Source organism: Pseudomonas sp. CBC3, from assembly GCF_037967085.1.
In the GTDB taxonomy this organism is placed as follows: Bacteria; Pseudomonadota; Gammaproteobacteria; order Pseudomonadales; family Pseudomonadaceae; genus Stutzerimonas.
On sequence record NZ_JBANEO010000003.1, the window covers coordinates 146642 to 171493 of the forward strand.

The window sequence follows — 24852 nt, forward strand, 5'->3', positions numbered from 1 at the left end:
CGAGGTGGCAATCCACCCACCAAGCGCAGGGCCCTGGCAGCCAAGGGCGGCCTGGCGCGAACCAGAGCAGCATGCTAGCGGGTCGGAGGCGGCGAAGACGCAGGAATCACTTTCTCGGCCACGGAGCAGAGGTTACCCAGTAGGTCCGCCGAATCCTTCTCGATCCGCTTGTGCAGGAGGAAGTGGTTGGCCAGGCGCCCGATCAGGTGGGAGAAGCGATATTCCAGTGTGCGCGTGAACCGGGTCATCGTCCCCATCGGTTCGCACTCATAAGTCACGAACATCACCAGGCCGTATTTACCGCGCGCGCGTGCCTGCCAACGATGCCCCGGCACGTATTCGATGACATTCCAGAGCAGGTACCCCGCGCGGCCGCCCGTGTACTCAAACTCGGCGCCGGCAGGCAGTGGGCCGGCAGAGCCTTTTATCTTCACCGGATAGTGATGCCATTCGTGCCAGCGCGTTGGAGTGCTGAGATAGCCCAGCACCTGCTCCGGCGACCGGCAGATGTCGATGTGGTGCTGCACCGAGATCATCTTCTTGCGATCTTCGATATGGCCGTCGTTTTCCCAGTACATCGTCCCGTAAATCCAGTCCCAGAGCGGGAACACAACATTGAAGTTGAACCTGTGCATCAGGTCACGGGCGTGGTGCAACTCGTGCAGCCGACGCATCTGGCGCACCCATGGCAACTTCGAGATGGGATGCTGTTCCGGCAGATGTTCGCAGGCATGGAGAATTTCGTAGGCGAGGTAACCGAGCAATAGCGTTCCGCTGAACAGGGCCGCAATGTTGGTATTCCAATGGCTCAGCGCCCAATAGCTCGCCAAATTCACCGCCGCGAAGATGATGATCAGCCACGCCGGGAAAAAAATGACCCGCCAATCCTGGACGCGCTCGTAGCTCATCTGCCCATAAGCGAAGAAGCTGTGATGGTCGCCGGTATGCCGCTGGTAGAACATCTTGCTAAAGCGGCGTTTGAAGTGGCCCAGGTGCTGGTGAATCATGTACTCGCCCCAGTTCTGGAGGATCAGCGCTAGCGGCACCGCCAGCCACTCCCACGGTTGTACGTTCTCGGCACGGCTCCAGAGAAAACCAATGCAAAACGCGCCGAACAGAAAAACAAATCCACCATGCAGCCAGGCGTTGTAGCGGGGCTTGATGCTGGCGCGATACCGCGCGCGAAAGCTGGTCGTATCGAACTGCATGTCTTTGCCCCATCCAGTCTGGAAATTGACCGGACGATAGGGCGTGGAGCAATATTTTCCTAATGGATATTAAGAAAGTCCTTTATTCATGATTACGAATTTGCGACAGATTGACTTGATCTGTTGTTGATCTTCGATGCGCTGATGCAGGAACAAAACCTGTCGCGAGCCGCTGTGCGCTTGCACTTGAGCCAGTCGACGGTCAGCAACGCCTTGGCCCGCTTACGCGAGCAGTTGGGCGAGCCCTTGTTCCAACGTACCTCACGGGGGATGGTACCTACCCCGCATGCGCATACCCTCTATGGGCCGGTGCGCCAAGCATTGCATCTGCTGCGCATCGGACTGGGTCCACAGGAAGCGATCGATGCCGAGAGCGACCTGCTGTTTCGGGTATCTATGAACGATTACGCGCAGGCCGTGTTTCTACCGGACGTTCTGGCGAAATTGCAGGCAACGGCGCCACGACTGGTGCTCTCCGTGCAGTCAGATAATGCAGACACCCTTGTAAAGCACCTGGGGACCGGCGAACTGGATCTGGCCATCGACTATCTGCACTTCGACGATGACGATCTGCATTACCAGCCGCTGCGTGAAGAAGAACTTGCGGTCATTGCCTGTGCGAATCACCCCGAGCTCAAAGGGCGGCTGACAATGGAGCAGTACCAGAATTGCCATCACGTCTCGGTTCATCCACGCGCCGGGCGTGGGTCGCCATTGGAGATCGTTCTGGGCTCTGCAAAAGTGCAGCGGAAGGTGCAGCTGCTCGTACCGCACTATTTGGCGATTCCCTCGATTGTTTCTCGCTCCCACCTGCTCGGAACCGTGCCCAGACCACTCGCCGAGCATTTCGCCCAACAGTACTCCCTCCAAATTCTCTCTCTTCCTATAGCCATGGCGCCGGTCCAGGTGAACTTGATCTGGCACAAGCAGCAAAACGCAGCCGTCGGGCTGAAGTGGTTGCGCGAGCAGATTGTCTCCGTAGTGAAGGCCCGATAAGAACGTATGCACGGCGGCGGCTGGCAACGGGGTCAGGCTGCCAATATCTCGGGGCGTATTCTGAATATGCTTTACGCCTTCCCAGCTCGCTCAGCTCCCTGGGCGATTGGAATCTATCCATCGAGCGTACACCGTCATCAGCATGTGCTTTGACTAGCGGGCGCAGCGAGGCGGGAACACCATGCGGTAGTAAAAGGTTCTGTGACGGTTCTGGGTGAGGTAGGTAGGGGCGAGTTCATCCTAGGCACCTGTTGATGCCCCACTTGGATGTGACTACTTGATGTCAAACCCGCCGAAACGGCAGGTCCAGACAGCACAAAGCCCCGGAGTACGGGGCTTTGTGCTTGAAGTGGTGGAGCCGGGGGGATTTGAACCCCCGTCCGCCAGTTCTCCGCTGTCGGTACTACATGCTTAGCCAGATCTATTGAGTTAACTCCGCGCCGCCCGATTGGCAGGGTGCTTGGAGCGAGCTGTATGAGTTTTAACCGTTACGTCTACAGCGAACTTGGCGGCGATCCTGTTCTATCTGACAGTCATTTCGGGTTTACAGGCATCCCCTCATGACCGCTGGCGCCGAAGCGACCAGATGAAGGTTAGGCGGCTAGCGCGTACCCTTCGTAGTTGTCGTCGTTGGCAACTATAAGTTTGCAACAGTGGATTTACGAGTTCTGTTACCAACTCGGCATGCACCTAGAGTTTCGTTACCGGCGTCGAATCCTAATCGGCCCCATGAAGCGGTCTGCAGCTTCATGTGCGGCGCAGTCTACGCCAAAGCAGAGGCTGCGTCGAACGCTTGATGGATTAGGTAAGAGCGTCTTGTCGGATTTCACGGGCTCTGGCTGCGAAGAGCGGGCAGGTCACCTGCCCGCGCTCAGTGGGTCAGTTGCCTGCGCCTGAACCCGATCCGCTGGTGCCGCCGCTGCCAGAGCTACCTGGGCCTTTGAGTTCCTGCAGTGCCTTGGTCGAGTGGCTGATGCAGGCCTCGGTGTCGCCGGACTGCTGTGCCTGTCTGGCCTGTTCGATGTGTTCTTCGATCTGGCTCTTGGCTGGTTCTCCAAGGGTGGCCATGTTGGTGGCCATGTTGTCGTCGACCTCCTGCATGTTGAGTTCGCAGAGATTTTTATCGGCGGCGAACGCAGCGGGGCTGGCGAGCAGTGCGGCTGCGGCGAGTAGGGCTAATCGTTTCATGAGCGTCCTCCAGGGAGTTGTCTTCCCGGCGGGCCTGCCTGAATCAGTCTGTCGTGGCGGCGCCGAGGCGATTGGAGCCCTCAGACTGCCGGGCTCTAAATTTCGGACTGCGGCTGCGCTCAAGCGTTTCATTTTTATGATGGCATCCTTGTCCATCGGGTGTTCAGGCGGGCTGGCTGACCTTGCTGCGGCTGACGCGATCGACCAGATAGACCAGTCCGTGATAGTCGATCTCGCCATGGCGGGAGAGGCCGATTTCGCAAGTCCGGCTGGTGGAGATGCCTTCGCTGCACACCTGCACGGCGTTCTTGAGGCTGCGCAGCGCGTGGGCGTTGAGTTCCGGCGTGGTGAAGCCTTTGTCGCCAGCAAAACCGCAGCAGTGGATGCCTTCGGGGATCACCACCTCCTTTGCGCAGCGTCGGGCGATGTCAATCAATGCCTGCGCCTCGCCCAGGTGTTGTGTGCTGCAGGTGACATGGACGGCGATCGGCGCTTCCTGCGGGACGAAGTCCAATCGGTCGAGCAGGTTCGTGCGGATGAAGCGCACCGGATCGTAGAGGTCGAGGCGCTGATCGGTCAGGCCTTGGACCATGCGCAGGGTGCAGGGACTGGTGTCGCAGTAGATCGGGTCGAGCCCGCCGCGGCTGGCCTCAAGCAGCGCATCGAGCATCTGTTGGCGCTTGCGTTCGCCCTGCTCGGCATAGCCTTTGGAGGCGAACGGCTGGCCGCAACATAGATCGTTCAGGTTGTCCGGGAAGATCACTTGGTAGCCGGCTTTCTCTAGCAGCGTGCGAGTCGTGTCGAGCAGGGGCTCCTGTTCCTGATCGCGTGCTGCCGGGCCCATGGCGCGGGAGACGCAGGCGGCCAGGTAGATCACGCGCGGGCGCTCGTCCTGCGGGGCAGGCTTGGGCAGGTGCAGGCGCTGCAAAGGTTGCGGCATGGCCGGCGTCCACTGCGGCACGCGACCTTTGCTGAGCCTGGAGAATGTCGCAGAGGTTTTACTCAGTGCCTTGGTGCCCATGATCAGATGCGCGCCGTTGGCAGCATGCAGCATGAAGCGCGTGCCCTGTACGGCGGTGCTGAAATGATCGGCCAGCCAGTTGGCGGTGCCGGTCTTGTTGGCTTCCTTGCCACGCAGCTTGCGCACCAGATCGCCGGTGTTGATGCCCACTGGGCAGCGCTGGGCACAGAGGCCAGTGGCGGCGCAAGTTTCCACGCCGTGATAGTGGTAGAGGCGTTCGATTTCGGTGGTATCGACGCCGGCGCGCTTCTTCGCCTGGATGTCGCGCCAGATGACGATGCGCTGGCGCGGTGTCAGAGTCAGACCGTTGGACGGGCAGACCGGCTCGCAGAAGCCGCATTCGATGCACTTGTCGACGATCTCATCGGCGGCGGGCATCGGCTTGAGGTTTTTCAGGTGGATCTGCGGGTCTTCGGAGAGCACCACGTCCGGGTTGAGGACGCCGGTGGGATCGAGCAGGCGCTTGATCTTCCACATCAGCGCGTAGGCTTCGCTGCCCCATTCCAGCTCGACGAAGGGCGCCATGTTGCGCCCGGTGCCGTGCTCGGCCTTGAGCGCGCCGCCGAACTCCACCGCCACCAGCTGGGTGACGTCGTGCATGAAGGCTTCGTAGCGGGCGACCTGGGCCGGATCGTCGAAGCCCTGGGTGAAGACGAAGTGCAGGTTGCCTTCCAGGGCATGGCCGAACAGGATGGCCTCGGTGTATGCGTGCTTCTCGAACAGCTGGATCAAGCGGTTGACGCCTTCGGCCATGCGTTCGATGGGGAAGGTGACGTCCTCGATGATCACCGTGGTGCCGGTCTGGCGCACGGCGCCGACGGCGGGAAAGGTGTCCTTGCGGATGCGCCAGAGCTGGTTGTAGACCACCGGGTCTTCGCTGAAGTCGACCTGCTTCTCCACCGGAAAATGGGCGATGGAAGTCATGATCAGGTTGATCTGTTCGTGCAGCAGCGACTGGCTGGCGGCGCGGGATTCGATCAGCAGCGCGCAGGCGTTGGCGGAAAGGTCCTTGACCCACTCCGGCAGGCCTTTCATGTTTTCTACCGAGCGCATGCTGCGACGGTCGAGCAGTTCCACCGCCGACACCGGTTGCTGCTTGAGCACCGGCACGGCCAGGCAGCAGGTTTCCACATCGGGGAAGACGACCAGCGCGCTGGCCTTGTGCGGGTGGTCGGGCACGGTGTCGTAGGTCACTGCACTGATGAAGCCCAGCGTACCCTCCGAACCGACCATCAGGTGGTTGAGGATGTCCAGCGGCTCGTCGTAATCGACCAGCGCGTTGAGCGAGAAACCGGTGGTGTTCTTCAGCCGGTACTTGTGGCGGATCTTGGCCGCCAGTTCGCTGTTGGCGCGGGTCTGGCGACCCAGTTCGGCCAGCTCATCGAGCAGCGCGCCGTGGCTCTGGCGGAAGGCGCGGACACTGACGGCATCTTCGCTGTCAACCACGCTGCCGTCGGCCAGCACCAGGCGCAGGCCAGCGAGGGTCTTGTAGCTATTCTGCGCGGTGCCGCAGCACATGCCGCTGGAGTTGTTGGCGACGATGCCGCCGATCTTCGCGGCGTTGATCGAGGCCGGGTCTGGGCCGATCTTGCGGCCCAGCGGCGCCAGCACGGCGTTGGCGTTGGCGCCGATCACGCCGGGCTGCAGACGGATTTGTGAACCGCCGTTGCGAATCTCGCGGCCGTTCCAGTTGTCGCCGAGCACGATCAGTACCGAGTCAGATATCGCCTGGCCGGAAAGGCTGGTGCCGGCGGCTCGGAAGGTCACCGGCACGTTTTCGGCGTGGGCCAGCTTGAGCAGTCCCACCACTTCGGCTTCGGATTCGACGCGCACCACCAGCTTCGGAATCAGCCGGTAGAAGCTGGCGTCGGTGCCGAACGCCAGTGTGGAAAGCGGGTCGTCGAAGCGCCGCTCCGCCGGGATCAACTGTTCGACTGCTGCGAGAAAGTCGCTCGGCAGGGTGGCAGGCGCGTTCATGCGGACTCCGGGAAATCAAACGGGCCGCGTCGGGCGCGCGGCCTCGTGGGCTCATTCGACGTGTTTAGTGCTCTGGTACTGACCCAGCTCGCGAACCAGCGAATCGGTGGTGATTTCGCTGATGGACTTGGCGCCGGTCAGCACCATCGCCACGCGCATCTCCTTGTCGATCAGGTTGAGCAGGTTGGTCACGCCGGCTTCGCCGTCAGCCGCCAGCGCATAGGCGAAGGCGCGGCCAAGCATGATGGTGTCAGCGCCCAGAGCGATCATGCGAACCACGTCCAGGCCGCTGCGGATACCGGAGTCGGCGAGGATCTTCAGGTCGCCTTTGACCGCATCGGCGATGGCCGGCATGGCGCGGGCGCTGGAGAGCACACCGTCGAGCTGGCGACCGCCATGGTTGGAGACGATGATGCCGTCGGCACCGAAGGTCACGGCATCGCGAGCGTCCTCGGCATCGAGGATGCCTTTGATCACCATTGGGCCGTCCCAGAACTCACGAATCCACTCCAGATCCTTCCAGGAAATCGACGGGTCGAAGTTGGCCGCCAGCCAGCCAATGTAGTCTTCCAGCCCGGTCGGATGCCCACGATAGGTGGAGATGTTGCCCAGGTCGTGCGGTTTGCCATGCAGGCCCACGTCCCAGGCCCAGAAGGGATGGGTCATGGACTGCAGCATGCGGCGCATGTTGGCGTTCGGGCCGCTCATGCCGGAATGCGCGTCGCGGTAGCGAGCGCCGGGGGTCGGCATGTCGACGGTGAATACCAGAGTGGTGACGCCGGCGGCCTTGGCGCGCTCCAGGGCGTTCTTCATGAAGCCGCGGTCCTTCAGCACGTAGAGCTGAAACCACATGGGCCGCTTGATTGCCGGCGCGACTTCCTCGATCGGGCAGACCGATACGGTGGACAACGTGAACGGAATGCCCTTCTTGTCCGCGGCGCGGGCGGCCTGGACTTCGCCACGTCGGGCGAGCATGCCGGTCAGGCCGACCGGTGCCAGGGCGACGGGCATGGACAGGGTTTCGCCGAACAGCTGGGTTTCCAGGCTGAGTTCGGACATGTTGCGCAGTACGCGCTGGCGCAGAGCGAGGCTGGCCAGGTCTTCGACGTTGCGACGCAGCGTGTACTCCGCATAGGCGCCGCCATCGACGTAGTGGAATAGGAAAGGCGGCAGTTTGCGTTTTGCAGCAGCGCGGTAATCCGTAGAGGCAGAAATGATCATCGTGTGTTCTCACCGAATGAAACGAGGTAAGTCTCGTGGTGCCCGTCTGTGACGAAGGCTGTGTTCCGATCTGGTTGTCCTGGTCAGGCGAGGCTGAGGGTGAACAGGACAGCATTCCAAACGTCGTTGCCCCGGGCGTACCGGGGCAACGGTCGTGCATTACATCAGACGCCAACCAGTGGGTCCGTCACGCCCAGCAGGTAGATCGCCAGCATGCCGATCACACCGGTGAACAGCACATAGTACAGAGTAGGCCAAACGGTCTTGCGCAGCGTGACGCCCTCACGACCGAGCAGGCCTACGGTAGCCGAGGCGGCGACGACGTTGTGGATCGCCACCATGTTGCCCGCAGCCGCACCGACCGCTTGCGTCGCGACGATCATCGCGCCCGAAATGCCTAACGACTGCGCAACGCCGAACTGGAACTGGCTGAACATCATGTTGCTGACTGTGTTGGAGCCGGCAATGAAGGCGCCCAGTGCACCTACGGAAGGCGCCAGTAGCGGATAAATCCCACCCACGCTATCGGCGACGTAACGCGCCATGATGATCGGCATGCTGGCCAGGTCCGCGCCGTTGACGCCGGAGTTGATCAAGATGCGCACCATCGGCACGGTGAACAGCAGCACGAAGCCGGCACTGAGCAGCACGCCACTTGATTCCTTCACGGCGGCCTTGAGCTCCGATGCGCGCATGCCGTGCAGGAAGAAGGTGATCAGCACCACCGCGACGAGAATACCGCCGGGCAGGAACAGCGGCTCGATACTGGCGCCGATTCCTGTCTCGCCAAGAATGTTACCGAAGGCGATGGATACCGACTTCAACGCACTGCTGACTTCGGGGAAGACCCGGCTGATCACCAGGATCAGGCCCACCAGCACATAGGGCAGCCAGGCGCGGAAGGCACTCATCGGGCGCGCCGCGATGTCTTCTAGCTTCATCTCGACAGTGCCCAGCCATTCGGCCGGCCATTCCTTGGCATCGGCGAAGTCCCAGGCGTTCTTCGGTGTCAGGAAGTTGAAGCGAGCCGCGGTTGTAACGACGGCCAGACCGATGAGACCGCCCAGCAGCGACGGGAATTCTGGACCTAGGAAGATCCCGGTCGCGACATAGGGCAGGGTGAACGCCAGGCCTGCGAAAATCGCGAAGGGCAACACTTCGAAGCCGGCTTTCCAGCTTTTCTCCTTGCCGAAGAAGCGCGTCAGCATCATTGCCATGACCAGTGGCATCACGGTGCCCACAATGGCGTGAGTGATCGCAACGCTGCTGGTGATCTGCTGCAGGAAAAGGTTCCAGCTGGAGCCCTGGGCGGCCAGTTGAGCACCGATGGTGGCGGTGTCCAGGCCACTGTTGATGCCTACCACGATAGGGGTGCCGACTGCGCCGAACGATACCGGCGTGCTTTGAACCAACATCCCCATCAGTACGGCAGCCATGGCCGGGAAACCGATGGCAACCAGCAGGGGGGCGGCAATCGCTGCCGGTGTGCCGAAGCCGGAAGCGCCTTCGATGAAGCATCCGAACAGCCAGGCGATGATGATGGCCTGGACGCGGCGGTCAGGGCTGACGGTGGTGAAACCGGCGCGAATGGCGGTGATGCCACCGGAGTGCTTCAGGGTGTTCAGCAGCAGGATGGCGCCGAAGATGATCCACAGCAGGCCGAGGGTGATTACCAGGCCTTGCAGCGTCGAGGCGATGATCCGGTTGAAACTCATATCCCAAACGAACAAGCCGATGGCAGCAGTGAACAGATAGACCAACGGCATGGCGCGGCTGGCGGGCCAGCGCAGGCCAATCAGCATGATGGCGGCGAGCAGAATGGGCGTGAAGGCGAAAAGTGCAAGCAGTCCGGTAGACATGTCAGGCTCCCCCTGTGGTTGGGTTCAGACAGGACCCTGAGCGGACCGTGGAATAGGCGCCGGATAAAGATCTCATGATGAGTCCTCGTTATTATTGGCTTCCTGTAAATTGGTAATACCACTTAGCATGGAAGTGCAGCCAGCGTAAGAGCATCTCTGTTTTGCCGTCAATTAACTCGCTATAGACTTTGGTCGCAGGATCTACTCTTGCGAGTATTCAGCGCGATCGCTAGGCTCGTACTTATTGGTAAGACCACTCGAGGAGTGGAATATGGAAGTGGGAATGGTGCGTCACCGCCGGTTGGCGGATGACATCGTGACGCAATTGGAAGCGATGATTCTCGAAGGCACGCTCAAGCCGGGTGAGCGGTTGCCGGCGGAACGAACCTTGGCGGAACAGTTCGGTGTATCGCGACCGTCGCTGCGCGAGGCGATCCACAAACTGGTGGCTAAGGGTTTGCTGGTCAGCCGGCACGGTGGCGGAAACTTCGTTGCGCAGTCTCTGGGGACGACCTTCAGCGATCCGCTGTTACATCTGCTGGAGAACAACGCCGATGCTCAGCGTGATTTGCTGGAGTTCCGGCACACGCTGGAGGGCAGTTGCGCCTATTACGCCGCATTGCGCGCTACCGAGGTTGATCAGCAGCGCCTGGGCGAAGCCTTCGCCGCGCTACAGGATTGCTATTCGCGCGAGGGTGCCGTAAGCCGGGCGGAAGAAGGAGCCGCCGATGCACGCTTCCATCTGGCTATCGCCGAGGCTAGTCACAATACGGTCTTGCTGCACACCATTCGGGGCCTGTTCGATATGCTCAAACGCAATGTGGTGACCAACATTGGTGGCATGTATGCGCTGCGCGATGAGACGCGCAACATGCTTATGAAGCAGCATCAGGAGCTGTACGACGCGATCATCGGGCGTCGGGCGGACGAGGCGCGGGACGTGATCCACCGCCATATCAATTACGTGCAGGAAGTGCTCGCCGAAGGTCAGCAGGAGGCCCGCCGCCTGGCGCGCGCGCAGCGCCGGCATGGCGACAAGGTAAAGGGTTCGTAGCGAATCTGGCGCCGAAAACCGCCCGGGATGGCTTCAAGCCTCGGGCGCGGGCCTAATCGTCCTTGCCCTTGGTGCGCATGGCGCGCTGGATCTCGCGGGCCGAATCGCGCTCTTTCTCAGTGTGGCGCTTGTCGAATTCCTTTTTGCCCTTGGCCAGCGCGATATCGCACTTGATCAGGTGCTTTTTCCAATACAGCGACAACGCAACGCAGGCATAGCCTTTCTGCTGCACGGCACCGAACAGCTTGCCCAGCTCGCGCTTGTTGAGCAGCAGTTTACGGGTACGCGTCGGGTCGGCGATGACATGAGTGCTGGCGGTGGTCAGCGGAGTGATGTGGCAGCCCATCAGCCATGCTTCACCGTCCTTGAGCAGCACGTAGCTGTCTACCAGTTGCGCCTTGCCGGCGCGCAGACTTTTCACTTCCCAGCCGGCCAGAACGAGGCCCGCCTCGAATTTCTGCTCGATGAAGTAATCGTGTAGCGCTTTCTTGTTTAGCGCGATGGTCCCGGGGGACTGCTTTTTCTGTTTGGCCATAGGTTGCGCATTATAGGGAGAGTCGCTGCGGCTGGCGATAAGCTGTGCGCTGCGACGGCATGAAACTTGAGAGGGACGGGCTTATCCCCGACAATGTGCCATCTTTTCGTCCGCTCGTGCCGGTCGTGCTGCGTGCCGGAGGATTGTACGGGTGCCCTCATTCTTGCCATCGATGCCGTTGGCGTTCGTTTGGCTGTGGCGGTCTTTGGCTGTCGACTAATGAAGTAGAAGGTCTGCATGACGACACATATCCAACGCTCGGCATTGCTGCCATATCCGGCTCACGCATTGTTCGACATGGTCAACGACGTGGCCAGCTACCCCAAGTTCCTGCCCTGGTGTTCCGCCACCGAGGTGCTGTCTGCTAGCGAGACGCAGATGCAGGCCAGCATGACCGTGGCGAAAGCGGGGCTGAGTCAGCGCTTTTTGACACGCAACGAGCTGCAGCCGGGCAAGCGCATCGAAATGAAGCTGGAGGAGGGGCCGTTCAGCCACCTGCATGGTATCTGGGAATTCAAAGCGCTAGGAGAGAAGGCTTGCAAGATCAGCCTGGACCTGACGTTCGACTACGCCGGGCCACTGGTCAAGGCCACTCTCGGGCCGCTGTTCAATCAGGCGGCCAATACCTTGGTCGATGCCTTCTGTGACCGCGCGAAACAGCTCTATGGATAAGCAGGCCATCGCCATCGAGGTCGTCTACGCCCGGGCAGACAAGCAGAAGCTGCTTCGCCTGACGGTGCCGCAGGGTACGAGCGTGCGTGCCGCGGCGCTGCAATCGGGAATGGATGCGCATTTTCCCGAGCTGGATCTGAATGCGGCGCCACTGGGGATATTCGGCAAGGCGGTGCTCAAGCCGGATGAGCGAGTGCTGGAAGAGGGCGAGCGGGTAGAAATTTACCGGCCTTTGATTGCCGATCCGAAAGAAGTACGCAAGCAGCGTGCCGCGAAGGCGGCAAAGAACAAGGCCGAGGCGACAGGGAGTTGACGAGCCCGGGCGGATCCGGGCTCTGCCTCACAGCTTAGTTGGTTTCCAGAGGTTCCGGGATCGGCACCGGTACCGGCTCGGCTGCGTCGACATCGCGCTGGATTTGCTCCAGCAGCGAGCCTGGCGCGGGGCTTTCTTCCCCAGTCGCCGCGGGCTCGACGGTCGTCGGCTGGCCGCCTAGGATTGCCTCGTCACGGCTGACGCCCGGCATGAAGTCACCGGCCAGGCCAGCGAGTTGATCGTTGCCGTTGAATACCAGGCTGACTCGCTCCTGCTGGCGCTGACCGCCGCCGGGCTGGATGCTGTACAGATAATCCCAGCGGCTGGCGTTGAAGGTATCGGTGATAAGCGGGCTACCCATGATAAACCGCACTTGTGACCGGGTCATTCCGGGGCGCAACTGGTCTATCATGTCCTGCGTAACGACATTGCCCTGTTGAATGTCGACCTTGTAAACCCCGGGGAATGAGCAACCGGCGAGTGCGAACAGGCCCACGAGCGTGAGGCTGGACAGCATGAGCTTGGCGTTTTGCATCGGTGGGTGACTTCCACTATCTTGGCTGGGCAAAGCCTGGATCATACCCGTATTGAAGGAGGCTGCGAAACAGCAGCAACGAGAAAGCCAACCATGGTTGAAAATAGCGAACTACGCAAAGCCGGCCTCAAAGTGACCCTGCCACGGGTCAAGATTCTGCAGATGCTGGATACCACCGATCGGCGCCATATGAGTGCCGAAGATGTCTACAAAGCGCTGATGGAGGCGGGCGAGGATGTCGGCTTGGCCACGGTTTATCGCGTGCTCACGCAATTCGAGGCGGCGGGGTTGGTGGTTCGCCACAACTTCGATGGCGGCCATGCGGTATTCGAGCTAGCCGACGGTGGCCACCATGACCATATGGTTTGTGTCGATAGCGGTGATGTCATCGAATTCTTCGATCATGACATCGAGAAGTTGCAAAAAGAGATCGTCCAGCGCCACGGCTACGAGCTCGTTGATCACAATCTGGTGCTCTACGTGCGCAAGAAGGCCGAGTGATTATTTAGTGCTGCGTAAAAAAGGCGACCTTCCGGTCGCCTTTTTTCGTTGTGGCCGTTTACGCCTGGACTGAGCTGATCATCTGGCGGGCATGGGCCAGCGCTTGTTCGGTCAGGTCGACCCCGCCGAGCATGCGTGCGATCTCCTCGACGCGCTCGCTTTCTTGTAGCACGGCGACCGCCGTATGGGTCTCATTCTGGCCGCGAGCCTTGTGCACGAACAGGTGGTGATGCCCCTGGGCAGCAACTTGGGGTAGGTGGGTAACGGTCAGTACCTGCCCTTGTTCGCCGAGGCGGCGCAGCAGCTGACCCACCACTTCAGCGGTAGGGCCGCCAATGCCAACATCGACTTCGTCGAACACCAGTGTCGGTACGCGTGAAGTCTGCGCGGTGATCACCTGGATCGCGAGGCTGATTCGCGACAGCTCGCCGCCGGAAGCGACCTTCGCCAGTGGACGCAGTGGCTGGCCAGGGTTGGCACTGACGAGAAATTCCACCTGTTCCAGCCCGTATGGAAGGTGCTCGCCTTCAGTGCAGGGCTTGAGCACGACGCTGAACTTGCCACCCGGCATACCTAGGCGCTGGATTTCCGTCTCCACCGAAGATGCGAGCGTCTCGGCTGCTTGCTGGCGAGCGTTGCTCAGCTCGGATGCCTTGTCCTGATAATGCCGGCTGTAGGCGGCCAGCTCCTCGCTCAGGCGCTCCAGCGCTTCGTCATCAGCGTTCAGGCTTTCGAGTTCTTCCAGCAGGCGCTGCTGCAAGGGGGGCAGTTCGCTTGGTTGTACGCGGTGCTTGCGTGCCAGGGTATAGATGTTGTCCAGCCTTTCTTCCAATGTCTGCTGGCGCTCGGGGTCGGCATCGAAATGATCGACGAAACGATTCAGTTCGCCCATGGCTTCCTCGACCTGGATCTGCGCGCTGGCCAACAGGTTCACCGCTTCAGCCAGTGCCCCGGGCTGGTTCTGGAAAGCGGACAGGCGTTGCAGGCTGCCGGTCAGTGCCGACAGCACATTACCGGCATCGCTTTCGCTGCACATGTCCATGACCTGGCGGCAGGCGCCGAGCAGCTGTTCGGCATTGGCCAGGTTCTTGTGCTCCTGCTCCAGTTGTTCCAGCTCACCTTCTCCGAGAGCGAGATTTTCCAGCTCTTCCAACTGATAGCTGAGGAGCTGATGGCGTGCGCGCTGCTCGTCGCTGCTATTGCTCAGGCGTTCGAGTGTCTGGCGGGTCTGGCGCCAGCGCTGTGCGGCCAGCTGTACCTGGCGCGCGAGTTCCTGGCTGCCGCTGTATTCGTCGAGCAGGCGCCGGTGGGTATCGGTTTTCAGCAGCGACTGGTGTTCGTGCTGGCTGTGGATATCGATCAGCAGCTCGCCGAGTGCCTTGAGGTCGCCCTGCGGGCAGGGGGTGCCGTTGATGTAGCCTCGCGAGCGGCCTTCGGCGGTGATGACGCGGCGCAGGATGCATGGGCTGTCATTGTCCAGGTCGCGCTCGGCGAGCCAGGCGCGCGCATCGGGTATGTCGTCCAGATCGAAACTAGCAAGGATGTCAGCCTTGTCCGCGCCGATGCGCACCGCACTGCTGTCGGTGCGATCTCCCAAGGTAAGCCCGAGGGCATCGAGCATGATTGACTTGCCGGCGCCGGTTTCCCCGCTGATCACGCTCATGCCGCGCTGCAGTTCGAGATCGAGGTGTTCGACGATGGCGAAATTATGGACGGACAGATGAACCAGCATGGCAGGGCTCCCGAAAGCGTGGCTGGCTATTTATACAGTAGTTTTTGAGGCGGCTTCAAGTAGGAAGAAAAAGCAGTGACGAGCCGTAAGCTGCAAGCTCGAGAGGGAATACAAGGTAAGCATCTCGATGCAGCTCGAGCTGCTCATGCGTTTAGCTTGCTGGCCGCCCCTTGAACCAGAATTCCGTGCCCCCATATAGCGGCACAAGCGCGGGTTCGACAGCCCGCTGACGTTTTGATGAGGAGGATCGCATGGCCGACGAGCAGAACCTGGACAACCAGAACCCTGAAGAGAGCGAGGAATTGCAAGCCGAGGTGACCGAGGATCTGGCTGCGCGCGTGCATTCGCTCGAGGAGCAGCTGGCGGCGGCGCAGGACCAGTCTCTGCGGGTTGCCGCCGAGTTGCAGAACATTCGCCGCCGCGCCGAGCAGGACGTGGAGAAAGCGCACAAGTTCGCACTGGAAAAGTTTTCGGGTGATCTGCTGGCGGTGGCTGACAGTCTGGAGCGCGGCCTCGAGCTGTCGACTCCGGATGACGAAGCCGTCAAGGCCGTGCGTGAAGGTCTCGAGCTAACGCTCAAACTGCTGCTCGACACACTGGCACGCCATCAGCTAACGCAGCTCGATCCGCAGGGCGAACCCTTCAATCCCGAGCATCATCAAGCCATGGCGATGGAAGAAAGCACCCACGCTGAGCCTGGCAGCGTGCTCAAAGTCTTCCAGAAGGGCTATCTGCTCAATGGCCGCCTGCTGCGTCCGGCAATGGTCGTCGTCAGCAAGGCGCCGGCGCAGACCCCGCCGTCGATCGACGAGAAGGCTTGAATTTCGGCTGCGGACCCCCATCTGGTAGCCAAGCGTTTTTGTGTTACCCGCAGCCGGTAAGCAGGCGCGGATTTCATCCAAGATTTCGGAGATAGATAAATGGGCAAAATCATCGGTATCGACCTGGGGACCACCAACTCCTGCGTCTCTATTCTGGAAAACGGCAAGGCCAAGGTCATCGAGAACGCTGAAGGCGGTCGTACCACGCCGTCGATCATCGCGTATGCAAACGACGGCGAGATCCTGGTCGGCCAGTCTGCCAAGCGTCAGGCCGTGACCAACCCGCACAACACCCTGTACGCAGTGAAGCGTCTGATCGGCCGCCGCTTCGATGAAGAAGTCGTGCAGAAAGATATTCAGATGGTCCCGTACAAGATCGTCAAGGCTGACAACAGCGACGCCTGGGTGGAAGTGAACGGCCAGAAAATGGCGCCGCCGCAGATTTCCGCGGAAATCCTCAAGAAGATGAAGAAGACCGCCGAAGACTATCTCGGCGAGCCGGTCACTGAAGCGGTGATTACCGTGCCGGCCTACTTCAACGACAGCCAGCGCCAGGCCACCAAGGATGCCGGTCGCATCGCTGGTCTGGACGTCAAGCGCATCATCAACGAGCCGACTGCGGCAGCACTGGCTTACGGCATGGACAAGGCCAAGGGCGACCACACCGTGATCGTCTATGACCTGGGTGGCGGTACCTTCGACGTATCGGTGATCGAGATCGCTGAAGTCGATGGCGAGCACCAGTTCGAAGTGTTGGCCACTAACGGCGACACCTTCCTCGGTGGTGAGGACTTCGACATCCGTCTGATCGACTACCTCGTCGACGAGTTCAAGAAAGAAAGCGGCATGAACCTCAAGGGCGACCCGCTGGCCATGCAGCGCCTGAAGGAAGCTGCTGAGAAGGCCAAGATCGAGCTGTCCTCCAGCCAGCAGACCGACGTCAACCTGCCGTACATCACTGCTGACGCGAGTGGTCCGAAGCACCTGAACGTGAAGATTTCCCGCGCCAAGCTCGAAGCGCTGGTCGAGGATCTGGTGCAGCGCACCATCGAACCTTGCCGCATCGCGCTGAAGGATGCCGGTATCGACGTATCGAAGATCGACGATGTGATCCTGGTCGGCGGTCAGACCCGCATGCCGTTGGTGCAGCAGAAGGTTGCAGAGTTCTTCGGTAAGGACGCGCGCAAGGACGTCAACCCGGACGAGGCCGTTGCCATGGGCGCTGCCATTCAGGGCGCGGTACTGGCCGGTGACGTCAAGGACGTGCTGCTGCTGGACGTGTCCCCGCTGACCCTGGGTATCGAAACCATGGGTGGCGTGATGACCGCGCTGATCGAGAAGAACACCACTATCCCGACCAAGAAGTCGCAGGTGTTCTCCACTGCCGATGACAACCAGAGTGCCGTGACCATCCACGTGCTGCAGGGCGAGCGCAAGCAGGCCAGCGGCAACAAGTCACTGGGTCGTTTCGACCTGGCCGAGATCCCGCCGGCACCGCGCGGCATGCCGCAGATCGAAGTCACCTTCGACATCGACGCCAACGGCATCCTGCACGTTTCTGCCAAGGACAAAGCCACCGGCAAGCATCAGTCCATCGTGATCAAGGCCAACTCCGGTCTGTCCGAGGAAGAGATCGAGCAGATGGTCCGTGACGCCGAGGCCAACGCCGAGGAAGACCGTAAGTTTGAAGAGCTGGCCGGTGCGCGCAATCAGGGTGACCAGTTGGTCCATGCGACTCGCAAGATGATCACCGAGGCTGGCGACAAGGCCACTGAGGAAGACAAGGCCAGCATTGAGAAGGCCCTTGCCGAGTTGGAAGTTGCTATCAAGGGTGACGACAAGGCCGAGATCGAGGCGAAAATCGCGGCAGTTTCCCAGGCCTCTACGCCCCTGGCGCAGAAAATGTATGCCGAACAGCCTCAGGGTGGCGAAGGCCAGCCGGCCGGTGACAATGCGCAGCCTGGTGACGATGTGGTCGATGCCGAGTTCGAAGAGGTCAAGGACAACAAGTAAGCCTGGCTTACTCCGCTCCAGCCCGTCCCGACTGCGTTCGGGCGGGCCAGATCGCTGCGCGGGGGCTTGCTCCCGCGTCGGCGTGTCTGGAGGGTACGAATTTGAAGGTTCAGGAAATTTATGGCCAAACGTGATTATTACGAAGTGCTGGGCGTCGAGCGTGGCGCCAGCGAGGCGGAGCTGAAAAAGGCTTACCGTCGTCTCGCCATGAAGCACCACCCCGATCGCAACCCAGGGGACAAGGCGGCCGAGGAGAGCTTCAAGGAAGCCAACGAGGCTTATGAAGTGCTTTCGGACGCCAGCAAGCGCCAGGCCTACGATCAGTACGGCCACGCCGGTGTCGATCCGCAGATGGGGGCCGGCGCGGGTGCAGCCTATGGCGGCGCCAATTTCTCCGACATTTTCGGCGACGTGTTCAGCGATTTCTTTACCGGTGCCCGCGGCAGCTCCCGTGGTGGTGCGCAGCGCGGCAGCGATTTGCGTTACACCCTCGAGCTGGATTTGGAAGAGGCCGTGCGCGGCACCACCGTGACTATTCGCGTGCCGACGCTTGCCGAGTGCAAGACCTGCGATGGCTCCGGTGCCAAGAAGGGCACCAGTCCGGTTACTTGCACCACCTGCGGTGGCATCGGTCAGGTCCGCATGCAGCAGGGCTTCTTCTCTGTTCAGCAAACCTGCCCGCGCTGTCATGGCAGCGGCAAGATGATCTCCGACCCTTGTGGCAGCTGTCATGGCCAGGGGCGTGTTGAAGAGCAGAAGACGCTTTCGGTGAAGGTGCCGGCGGGTGTCGATACGGGTGACCGCATTCGCCTGACCGGCGAGGGCGAGGCCGGGACTCAAGGTGGTCCGGCGGGTGATCTGTACGTGGTGGTCAACGTGCGAGAGCACGCGATTTTCCAGCGCGACGGCAAGCATCTGTATTGCGAAGTGCCGATCAGTTTTGCTGACGCGGCGCTGGGCGGTGAACTGGAAGTGCCAACCTTGGATGGTCGCGTCAAGTTGAAGATCCCCGAGGGCACCCAGACCGGCAAGCAGTTCCGCTTGCGTGGCAAGGGTGTGGCGCCGGTGCGCGGTGGTGCGGCGGGCGACCTGCTGTGCCGGGTTGCGGTGGAAACACCGGTTAACCTGAGCAAGCGCCAGCGCGAATTGCTCGAGGAATTCCGCGGCACGCTGCAGGGCGACACCTCTCATTCGCCCAAGGCCAGCGGCTGGTTCGAGGGTGTGAAGCGCTTTTTCGGCGATGTCTGAGCGGAAGCTGGAAGCCTGAAGCCGGAAGCCTGAAGCGCGCCGGAGCAGCTTTCAGCTTCAGGCTTTCCAGCTTGGAGCTTTGTTATGCGACGTATTGCAGTGATGGGCGCCGCTGGGCGCATGGGCAAGACCCTGATCGAAGCGGTGCAGCAGACCGCTGGCGCCGCCGGACTTACCGCGGCGATCGATCGGCCGGATAGCACGCTGGTCGGCGCCGATGCCGGCGAACTGGCGGCGATCGGGCGTCTGGGGGTGCCGCTGATTGGCGACGTGGCCAAGGTGGCAGATGAGTTCGACGTGCTGATCGACTTTACCCACCCCTCGGTTACCTTGAAGAATCTGGACGTGTGCCGGCGTGCCGGCAAGGCGATGGTGATCGGTACGACCGGTTTTTCCGACGCTGAAAAAGAACGCCTGGCTGCCGCTGCGAAGGATATTCCCATTGTCTTTGCCGCCAATTTCAGCGTTGGGGTCAACCTCTGTCTGAAGCTGCTCGATACTGCGGCCCGTGTGTTGGGCGACGAGGCTGACATCGAGATCATCGAGGCACATCACCGGCACAAGGTCGATGCGCCATCCGGCACTGCGCTGCGCATGGGTGAGGTGGTCGCCGAGGCGCTGGGGCGCGATCTACGCAAGGTTGCGGTCTATGGGCGCGAAGGCCAGACCGGCGCGCGCGAGCGGGACACCATCGGCTTCGCCACGGTGCGCGCCGGTGATGTGGTGGGCGACCATACCGTGCTGTTCGCTGCCGAAGGCGAGCGGGTCGAAATCACTCACAAGGCCTCCAGTCGCATGACCTTCGCCAAGGGCGCGGTACGCGCAGCTTTGTGGTTGGATGAAAAGCCGGCCGGGCTGTACGACATGCAGGACGTGCTTGGCTTGCGCTGATTCGCCGTCGGGTGGATTGCGGCTGGACCGCAAGAGGGGTTTTCTGTAAGCTTCCCGCTTTAGTGTGTCCACTAAAAGTTGCGCAGAATGACTCCAATAAAAAGCGGGATGACCTTCACACGTCATCCCGCTTTTTTACAATCTGCGCCTGCTTCAGCCTTGATCTTTGGGAGGTCTCTTGACTAAGCCAGCCCCTACGCCAGCCATTCTGGCCCTTGCCGATGGCAGCATTTTTCGCGGCGAATCCATCGGCGCCGATGGTCAGACCATCGGCGAGGTGGTGTTCAACACCGCCATGACCGGCTATCAGGAAATCCTCACCGACCCGTCATACGCCAAGCAGATCGTGACCTTGACTTACCCGCATGTGGGTAATACCGGGACCAACCCTGGCGATGCCGAATCCTGGAAGGTCTGGGCCGCCGGCCTGGTCATTCGCGACTTGCCTTTGTTGGCCAGCAACTGGCGCAACCAGCAGTCGCTGTCCGACTATCTCAAGGAGAACGGCACCGTCGCCATCGCCGGGATCGACACGCGCCGCCTGACCCGTATCCTGCGCGAGAAGGGCGCTCAGGATGGCTGCATCCTGGCGGGTGAAGGCGCGACCGAAGAGAAGGCGTTAGAGCTGGCGCGAAGCTTTCCGGGCCTCAAGGGCATGGACCTGGCCAAGGAAGTCAGCGTAAAGGAACGCTACGAATGGCGCTCCAGCGTGTGGTGCCTGGAAAACGACCAGCACGCGGAAATTCCGGCCAGCGAGCTGCCGTACCACGTGGTGGTCTACGATTACGGCGTGAAATACAACATCCTGCGCATGATGGTTGCGCGTGGATGCCGTCTTACCGTCCTGCCAGCGCAGACGCCTGCCAGCGAAGCGCTCGCGCTGAATCCCGATGGCATCCTGCTGGCTAACGGTCCGGGCGATCCGGCGCCATGCGATTACGCCATCAAGGCCATCCAGGAGATCCTGGAAACCGATACACCGGTACTCGGCATCTGCCTGGGCCATCAGTTGCTAGCGTTGGCTTCCGGCGCGACCACAGTGAAGATGCCCAATGGTCATCACGGTGCCAACCATCCGGTGCAGGACCTGGACACAGGCGTGGTGATGATCACCAGCCAGAACCACGGTTTTGCCGTAGACGAAGCCAGTCTGCCGAGCAACCTGCGCGCCACGCACAAGTCGCTATTCGATGGCACCCTGCAAGGCATCGAGCGCACCGACAAGGTGGCCTTCAGCTTCCAGGGCCACCCCGAGGCCAGCCCGGGCCCGCATGACGTAGCGCCGCTATTCGACCGATTCATCGAAGCCATGGCCAAGCGCCGTTAAGCCTGCCGACTGACCAAAGGATTCGAGAGTAGACCATGCCAAAACGTACAGATATCAAAAGCATCCTGATCCTCGGCGCTGGCCCCATCGTCATCGGCCAGGCCTGTGAGTTCGACTATTCCGGCGCCCAGGCCTGCAAGGCACTGCGCGAGGAAGGTTTCCGCGTCATTCTGGTGAACTCCAATCCAGCCACCATCATGACCGATCCGGCCATGGCCGACGCCACCTACATCGAGCCGATCAAGTGGGCCACCGTGGCCAAGATCATCGAGAAAGAACGTCCCGACGCGCTGCTGCCGACCATGGGCGGCCAGACCGCGCTGAACTGCGCGCTGGATCTGGAAAAGCATGGCGTGCTTGAAAAGTTCGGCGTCGAGATGATCGGCGCCAACGCCGACACCATCGACAAGGCTGAAGATCGCTCGCGCTTCGACAAGGCGATGAAGAACATCGGCCTGGCATGCCCGGTTTCCGGCATCGCGCACAACATGGACGAAGCTTACGGTGTGCTCGACAAAGTCGGCTTCCCTTGCATCATCCGTCCATCGTTCACCATGGGTGGCACCGGTGGCGGCATCGCCTACAACCGCGAAGAGTTCGAAGAGATCTGCGCCCGCGGTCTCGATCTGTCGCCGACCAGCGAGCTGCTGATCGACGAGTCCTTGATCGGCTGGAAGGAATACGAGATGGAGGTGGTCCGCGACAAGAAGGACAACTGCATCATCGTCTGCGCCATCGAGAACTTCGACCCGATGGGTGTACACACAGGTGACTCCATCACCGTCGCCCCGGCGCAGACCCTCACCGACAAGGAATACCAGATCATGCGCAACGCCTCCCTGGCGGTGCTGCGCGAGATTGGCGTGGAAACCGGCGGCTCCAACGTGCAGTTCGGCATCTGCCCGAACACCGGCCGCATGGTCGTTATCGAGATGAACCCGCGCGTGTCGCGCTCCTCGGCGCTGGCCTCCAAGGCCACGGGCTTCCCGATCGCCAAGATCGCCGCCAAGCTGGCGGTAGGTTACACCCTCGACGAACTGTCGAATGACATCACCGGCGGTCGCACCCCGGCGTCCTTCGAGCCGGCCATCGACTACGTCGTTACCAAGATCCCGCGTTTTGCCTTCGAGAAATTCCCCAAGGCCGACGCTCGCCTGACCACTCAGATGAAATCCGTCGGTGAGGTCATGGCCATCGGTCGTACCTTCCAGGAGTCGGTACAGAAAGCGCTGCGCGGTCTGGAGGTTGGTGTTGCTGGCTTCGATCCGAAGCTGGATTTGGCCGATCCGGAAAGCGAGAGCACACTCAAGCGTGAGCTCACTGTGCCTGGTGCTGATCGCATCTGGTATCTGGGCGACGCTTTCCGCGCCGGCAAGTCGGTGGAGGAGGTGTTCGATCTGACCCGGATCGACGAATGGTTCCTGGTGCAGATCGAAGATCTGATCAAGGATGAAGAACGCATCAAGACCATGGGCCTGTCCAGCATCGACCGCGATGTGATGTACAAGCTCAAGCGCAAAGGTTTTTCCGATGCGCGTCTGGCGAAGCTGCTTGGCGTGACCGAGAAGAACCTGCGCAACCATCGCCAGAAGCTAAAGGTGTTGCCGGTCTACAAGCGCGTCGATACCTGTTCGGCCGAGTTCGCCACCGACACCGCCTACATGTACTCGACCTACGAGGAAGAGTGCGAAGCCAATCCGTCGAGCCGCGACAAGATCATGATTCTCGGCGGTGGGCCTAACCGTATCGGCCAAGGCATCGAATTCGACTATTGCTGCGTACACGCGGCGCTGGCGATGCGCGACGACGGTTACGAGACCATCATGGTCAACTGCAATCCGGAAACCGTCTCGACCGATTACGACACATCGGATCGTCTGTACTTCGAGCCGGTGACGCTGGAAGACGTGCTGGAAATCGTCCGCGTCGAGCAGCCCAAGGGCGTGATCGTTCAGTACGGTGGCCAAACCCCACTGAAATTGGCTCGTGCGCTGGAAGAAGCTGGTGTGCCGATCATCGGTACTAGCCCTGACGCCATCGACCGTGCCGAAGATCGCGAGCGCTTCCAGCAGATGGTCGAGCGCCTCAATCTGCGCCAGCCGCCAAACGCGACTGCGCGTAGTGAAGAAGAGGCGCTGGCCGCATCTAAGGTCATTGGCTACCCGCTGGTGGTGCGTCCGTCCTACGTGCTTGGCGGGCGTGCGATGGAAATCGTCTACCAAGAAGAAGAGCTGCGTCGCTACATGCGCGAAGCGGTGAAGGTCTCCAATGACAGCCCAGTGTTGCTCGACCATTTCCTCAATTGCGCTATCGAGGTCGATATCGACGCGGTGTGCGACGGCGAGCATGTGGTGATCGGGGCGATCATGCAGCACATCGAACAGGCGGGTGTGCACTCCGGTGACTCGGCTTGCTCGTTGCCGCCGTATTCGCTGCCGGCACATATCCAGGACGAGATCCGCGATCAGGTCAAGAAAATGGCTCTGGAGCTCGGGGTTGTCGGTCTGATGAACGTGCAGATGGCGGTTCAGGGCGAGGATATCTTCGTCATCGAAGTGAACCCGCGTGCATCGCGTACCGTTCCCTTCGTCTCCAAGTGCATCGGTGTGTCGTTGGCGATGATTGCCGCGCGTGTCATGGCGGGCAAAACGCTGGAAGAAGTTGGACTGACCGAAGAGATCATTCCCAACTTCTATAGCGTCAAGGAGGCGGTGTTCCCGTTCGCCAAGTTCCCGGGCGTCGACCCGATCCTTGGTCCGGAAATGAAGTCCACCGGTGAGGTAATGGGCGTTGGTGACAACTTCGCCGAAGCCTTCGCCAAGGCGCAGCTGGGCGCGAGCGAGATTCTGCCGAACAGCGGCTGCGCGTTTATCAGCGTGCGTGACGACGACAAGCCCCACGTGGCTCAGGTCGCGCGCGATCTGATCGAGCTCGGTTTCGAGGTGGTTGGTACGGCCGGCACCGCCAAGATCATCGAAGCTGCCGGACTGCCAGTGCGCCGGGTGAACAAGGTGACCGAGGGGCGCCCGCATGTCGTCGACATGATCAAGAATGACGAAGTCACCCTGATCATCAACACCACCGAGGGGCGTCAGTCCATTGCTGACTCCTACTCGATTCGCCGTAATGCTCTGCAACACAAGATCTGCTGCACCACCACGCTCGCAGGTGGCCAGGCGATCTGTGAGGCGCTCAGGTTCGGTCCCGAGAAATCCGTGCGCCGCTTGCAAGACCTCCACGCAGGAATCAAGGCATGACTAAATACCCTATGACTGTCCAGGGTGCGCGAGCCCTGGAAGAGGAACTCAAACATCTGAAAACCGAGCTGCGTCCGCAGATTACCCAGGCCATCGCCGAAGCGCGTGAGTTGGGAGATCTCAAGGAAAACGCCGAATACCATGCCGCTCGGGAGCAGCAGGGTATGGTCGAGGCGCGTGTCCGTGACATCGAGGGCCGTTTGCAGAATGCTCAGGTCATCGACATCGCCAGCATCCCTCATACAGGCAAGGTAATTTTCGGCACCACCGTTGACATTGCCAACGTCGAAACGGATGAAACCGTGACGTACCAGATCGTTGGTGACGATGAGTCCGACATCAAGCGCGGCAAACTATCTGTCAGCTCGCCCATCGCCCGTGCCCTGGTGGGCAAGGAAGAGGGCGATGTGGTGGCAGTTAAGACGCCTAGCGGTGTGGTGGAATACGAGATCGTCGAGGTTCGCCATATCTGACCGCCAATCA

Annotated in this window: 19 protein-coding genes, 1 other RNA gene and 1 pseudogene; 12 read left to right on the forward strand and 9 right to left on the reverse strand. The window is 60.9% G+C overall.

Features of this window, described 5'->3' with window-relative positions:
- Nucleotides 1-74 precede the first annotated feature (74 nt).
- Nucleotides 75-1208 (reverse strand): SRPBCC family protein, encoded by a 1134-nt coding sequence (locus tag V6943_RS13175; protein ID WP_340553911.1) that lies wholly within the window; start codon nucleotides 1206-1208, stop codon nucleotides 75-77.
- Between the two features lie 88 nt (nucleotides 1209-1296).
- On the opposite strand from V6943_RS13175, the pseudogene bsrA reads away from it, so the two are divergent.
- A pseudogene (gene bsrA, locus V6943_RS13180) lies at nucleotides 1297-2204 on the forward strand (LysR family transcriptional regulator BsrA).
- 350 nt (nucleotides 2205-2554) lie between these two features.
- Here the strand turns inward: bsrA and ssrA are convergent.
- The 5 genes from ssrA to V6943_RS13205 all read right to left on the reverse strand — a co-directional run bounded on the left by ssrA (nucleotide 2555) and on the right by V6943_RS13205 (nucleotide 9470).
- Nucleotides 2555-2933: a transfer-messenger RNA gene (ssrA, locus tag V6943_RS13185) on the reverse strand.
- Between the two features lie 150 nt (nucleotides 2934-3083).
- Complete coding sequence (locus V6943_RS13190; RefSeq protein WP_131650808.1) at nucleotides 3084-3392, reverse strand: hypothetical protein; 309 nt, start codon at nucleotides 3390-3392, stop codon at nucleotides 3084-3086.
- Nucleotides 3393-3555: 163 nt separating this feature from the next.
- Nucleotides 3556-6390 (reverse strand): FAD-binding and (Fe-S)-binding domain-containing protein, encoded by a 2835-nt coding sequence (locus tag V6943_RS13195; RefSeq protein WP_340553912.1) that lies wholly within the window; start codon nucleotides 6388-6390, stop codon nucleotides 3556-3558.
- A 51-nt stretch (nucleotides 6391-6441) separates the two neighbouring features.
- Nucleotides 6442-7611: an FMN-dependent L-lactate dehydrogenase LldD gene (gene lldD, locus V6943_RS13200; RefSeq protein ID WP_197445542.1), complete on the reverse strand. Its 1170-nt coding sequence runs from the start codon at nucleotides 7609-7611 to the stop codon at nucleotides 6442-6444.
- A 164-nt stretch (nucleotides 7612-7775) separates the two neighbouring features.
- Nucleotides 7776-9470 (reverse strand): L-lactate permease, encoded by a 1695-nt coding sequence (locus V6943_RS13205; protein WP_340553914.1) that lies wholly within the window; start codon nucleotides 9468-9470, stop codon nucleotides 7776-7778.
- 271 nt (nucleotides 9471-9741) lie between these two features.
- On the opposite strand from V6943_RS13205, the gene V6943_RS13210 reads away from it, so the two are divergent.
- Complete coding sequence (locus V6943_RS13210) at nucleotides 9742-10524, forward strand: GntR family transcriptional regulator (RefSeq protein ID WP_131650804.1); 783 nt, start codon at nucleotides 9742-9744, stop codon at nucleotides 10522-10524.
- Nucleotides 10525-10576: 52 nt separating this feature from the next.
- On the opposite strand, the gene smpB is transcribed toward V6943_RS13210, so the two are convergent.
- Nucleotides 10577-11059, reverse strand: coding sequence for an SsrA-binding protein SmpB (gene smpB / locus V6943_RS13215; protein WP_131650803.1), 483 nt, complete (start codon nucleotides 11057-11059; stop codon nucleotides 10577-10579).
- Between the two features lie 237 nt (nucleotides 11060-11296).
- On the opposite strand from smpB, the gene V6943_RS13220 reads away from it, so the two are divergent.
- Complete coding sequence (locus tag V6943_RS13220) at nucleotides 11297-11731, forward strand: type II toxin-antitoxin system RatA family toxin (protein WP_181100271.1); 435 nt, start codon at nucleotides 11297-11299, stop codon at nucleotides 11729-11731.
- Nucleotides 11724-12044, forward strand: coding sequence for an RnfH family protein (locus V6943_RS13225; RefSeq protein ID WP_340553916.1), 321 nt, complete (start codon nucleotides 11724-11726; stop codon nucleotides 12042-12044). The genes V6943_RS13220 and V6943_RS13225 overlap by 8 nt, the downstream gene beginning before the upstream one ends.
- A gap of 34 nt (nucleotides 12045-12078) precedes the next feature.
- On the opposite strand, the gene V6943_RS13230 is transcribed toward V6943_RS13225, so the two are convergent.
- A complete protein-coding gene (locus V6943_RS13230) occupies nucleotides 12079-12579 on the reverse strand; it encodes an outer membrane protein assembly factor BamE (RefSeq protein WP_131650800.1) in 501 nt (166 codons plus the stop codon).
- Nucleotides 12580-12672: 93 nt separating this feature from the next.
- Here V6943_RS13230 and fur point away from each other — a divergent pair, with 93 nt between their 5' ends.
- Complete coding sequence (gene fur, locus V6943_RS13235; RefSeq protein WP_131650799.1) at nucleotides 12673-13080, forward strand: ferric iron uptake transcriptional regulator; 408 nt, start codon at nucleotides 12673-12675, stop codon at nucleotides 13078-13080.
- Between the two features lie 58 nt (nucleotides 13081-13138).
- Here the strand turns inward: fur and recN are convergent, their stop codons facing one another.
- On the reverse strand, nucleotides 13139-14812 hold the full coding sequence (gene recN, locus V6943_RS13240) for a DNA repair protein RecN (RefSeq protein WP_340553917.1): 1674 nt from the start codon (nucleotides 14810-14812) through the stop codon (nucleotides 13139-13141).
- Nucleotides 14813-15063: 251 nt separating this feature from the next.
- On the opposite strand from recN, the gene grpE reads away from it, so the two are divergent.
- The 7 genes from grpE to greA all read left to right on the forward strand — a co-directional run bounded on the left by grpE (nucleotide 15064) and on the right by greA (nucleotide 24842).
- Nucleotides 15064-15633: a nucleotide exchange factor GrpE gene (grpE, locus tag V6943_RS13245; RefSeq protein WP_340553919.1), complete on the forward strand. Its 570-nt coding sequence runs from the start codon at nucleotides 15064-15066 to the stop codon at nucleotides 15631-15633.
- Nucleotides 15634-15732: 99 nt separating this feature from the next.
- On the forward strand, nucleotides 15733-17646 hold the full coding sequence (dnaK, locus tag V6943_RS13250; RefSeq protein WP_131650796.1) for a molecular chaperone DnaK: 1914 nt from the start codon (nucleotides 15733-15735) through the stop codon (nucleotides 17644-17646).
- 120 nt (nucleotides 17647-17766) lie between these two features.
- Nucleotides 17767-18894, forward strand: a complete 1128-nt coding sequence (gene dnaJ, locus V6943_RS13255) for a molecular chaperone DnaJ (protein ID WP_340553920.1) — start codon at nucleotides 17767-17769, stop codon at nucleotides 18892-18894.
- A gap of 84 nt (nucleotides 18895-18978) precedes the next feature.
- Nucleotides 18979-19785 carry a 4-hydroxy-tetrahydrodipicolinate reductase gene (gene dapB, locus V6943_RS13260; RefSeq protein WP_181100277.1) on the forward strand — a complete coding sequence of 269 codons (807 nt, stop codon included), beginning with the start codon at nucleotides 18979-18981 and terminating at the stop codon, nucleotides 19783-19785.
- Nucleotides 19786-19963: 178 nt separating this feature from the next.
- Nucleotides 19964-21112 (forward strand): glutamine-hydrolyzing carbamoyl-phosphate synthase small subunit, encoded by a 1149-nt coding sequence (gene carA / locus V6943_RS13265; protein WP_340553922.1) that lies wholly within the window; start codon nucleotides 19964-19966, stop codon nucleotides 21110-21112.
- Nucleotides 21113-21147: 35 nt separating this feature from the next.
- Nucleotides 21148-24369 (forward strand): carbamoyl-phosphate synthase large subunit, encoded by a 3222-nt coding sequence (gene carB, locus V6943_RS13270; protein WP_181100287.1) that lies wholly within the window; start codon nucleotides 21148-21150, stop codon nucleotides 24367-24369.
- Entirely contained in the window at nucleotides 24366-24842 is a 477-nt protein-coding gene (gene greA / locus V6943_RS13275; protein ID WP_131650791.1) for a transcription elongation factor GreA, read from the forward strand. The genes carB and greA overlap by 4 nt, the downstream gene beginning before the upstream one ends.
- Nucleotides 24843-24852: the final 10 nt, after the last annotated feature.

Excerpts from the sequence above, each read along its gene's own strand:
- V6943_RS13175 (WP_340553911.1), bottom strand. The coding sequence starts at position 1,208 with ATGCAGTTCGATACGACCAGCTTTCGCGCGCGGTATCGCGCCAGCATC.
- V6943_RS13190 (WP_131650808.1), bottom strand. The coding sequence starts at position 3,392 with ATGAAACGATTAGCCCTACTCGCCGCAGCCGCACTGCTCGCCAGCCCC.
- V6943_RS13195 (WP_340553912.1), bottom strand. The coding sequence starts at position 6,390 with ATGAACGCGCCTGCCACCCTGCCGAGCGACTTTCTCGCAGCAGTCGAA.
- lldD (WP_197445542.1), bottom strand. The coding sequence starts at position 7,611 with ATGATCATTTCTGCCTCTACGGATTACCGCGCTGCTGCAAAACGCAAA.
- V6943_RS13205 (WP_340553914.1), bottom strand. The coding sequence starts at position 9,470 with ATGTCTACCGGACTGCTTGCACTTTTCGCCTTCACGCCCATTCTGCTC.
- V6943_RS13210 (WP_131650804.1), top strand. The coding sequence starts at position 9,742 with ATGGAAGTGGGAATGGTGCGTCACCGCCGGTTGGCGGATGACATCGTG.
- smpB (WP_131650803.1), bottom strand. The coding sequence starts at position 11,059 with ATGGCCAAACAGAAAAAGCAGTCCCCCGGGACCATCGCGCTAAACAAG.
- V6943_RS13220 (WP_181100271.1), top strand. The coding sequence starts at position 11,297 with ATGACGACACATATCCAACGCTCGGCATTGCTGCCATATCCGGCTCAC.
- V6943_RS13225 (WP_340553916.1), top strand. The coding sequence starts at position 11,724 with ATGGATAAGCAGGCCATCGCCATCGAGGTCGTCTACGCCCGGGCAGAC.
- V6943_RS13230 (WP_131650800.1), bottom strand. The coding sequence starts at position 12,579 with ATGCAAAACGCCAAGCTCATGCTGTCCAGCCTCACGCTCGTGGGCCTG.
- fur (WP_131650799.1), top strand. The coding sequence starts at position 12,673 with ATGGTTGAAAATAGCGAACTACGCAAAGCCGGCCTCAAAGTGACCCTG.
- recN (WP_340553917.1), bottom strand. The coding sequence starts at position 14,812 with ATGCTGGTTCATCTGTCCGTCCATAATTTCGCCATCGTCGAACACCTC.
- grpE (WP_340553919.1), top strand. The coding sequence starts at position 15,064 with ATGGCCGACGAGCAGAACCTGGACAACCAGAACCCTGAAGAGAGCGAG.
- dnaK (WP_131650796.1), top strand. The coding sequence starts at position 15,733 with ATGGGCAAAATCATCGGTATCGACCTGGGGACCACCAACTCCTGCGTC.
- dnaJ (WP_340553920.1), top strand. The coding sequence starts at position 17,767 with ATGGCCAAACGTGATTATTACGAAGTGCTGGGCGTCGAGCGTGGCGCC.
- dapB (WP_181100277.1), top strand. The coding sequence starts at position 18,979 with ATGCGACGTATTGCAGTGATGGGCGCCGCTGGGCGCATGGGCAAGACC.
- carB (WP_181100287.1), top strand. The coding sequence starts at position 21,148 with ATGCCAAAACGTACAGATATCAAAAGCATCCTGATCCTCGGCGCTGGC.
- greA (WP_131650791.1), top strand. The coding sequence starts at position 24,366 with ATGACTAAATACCCTATGACTGTCCAGGGTGCGCGAGCCCTGGAAGAG.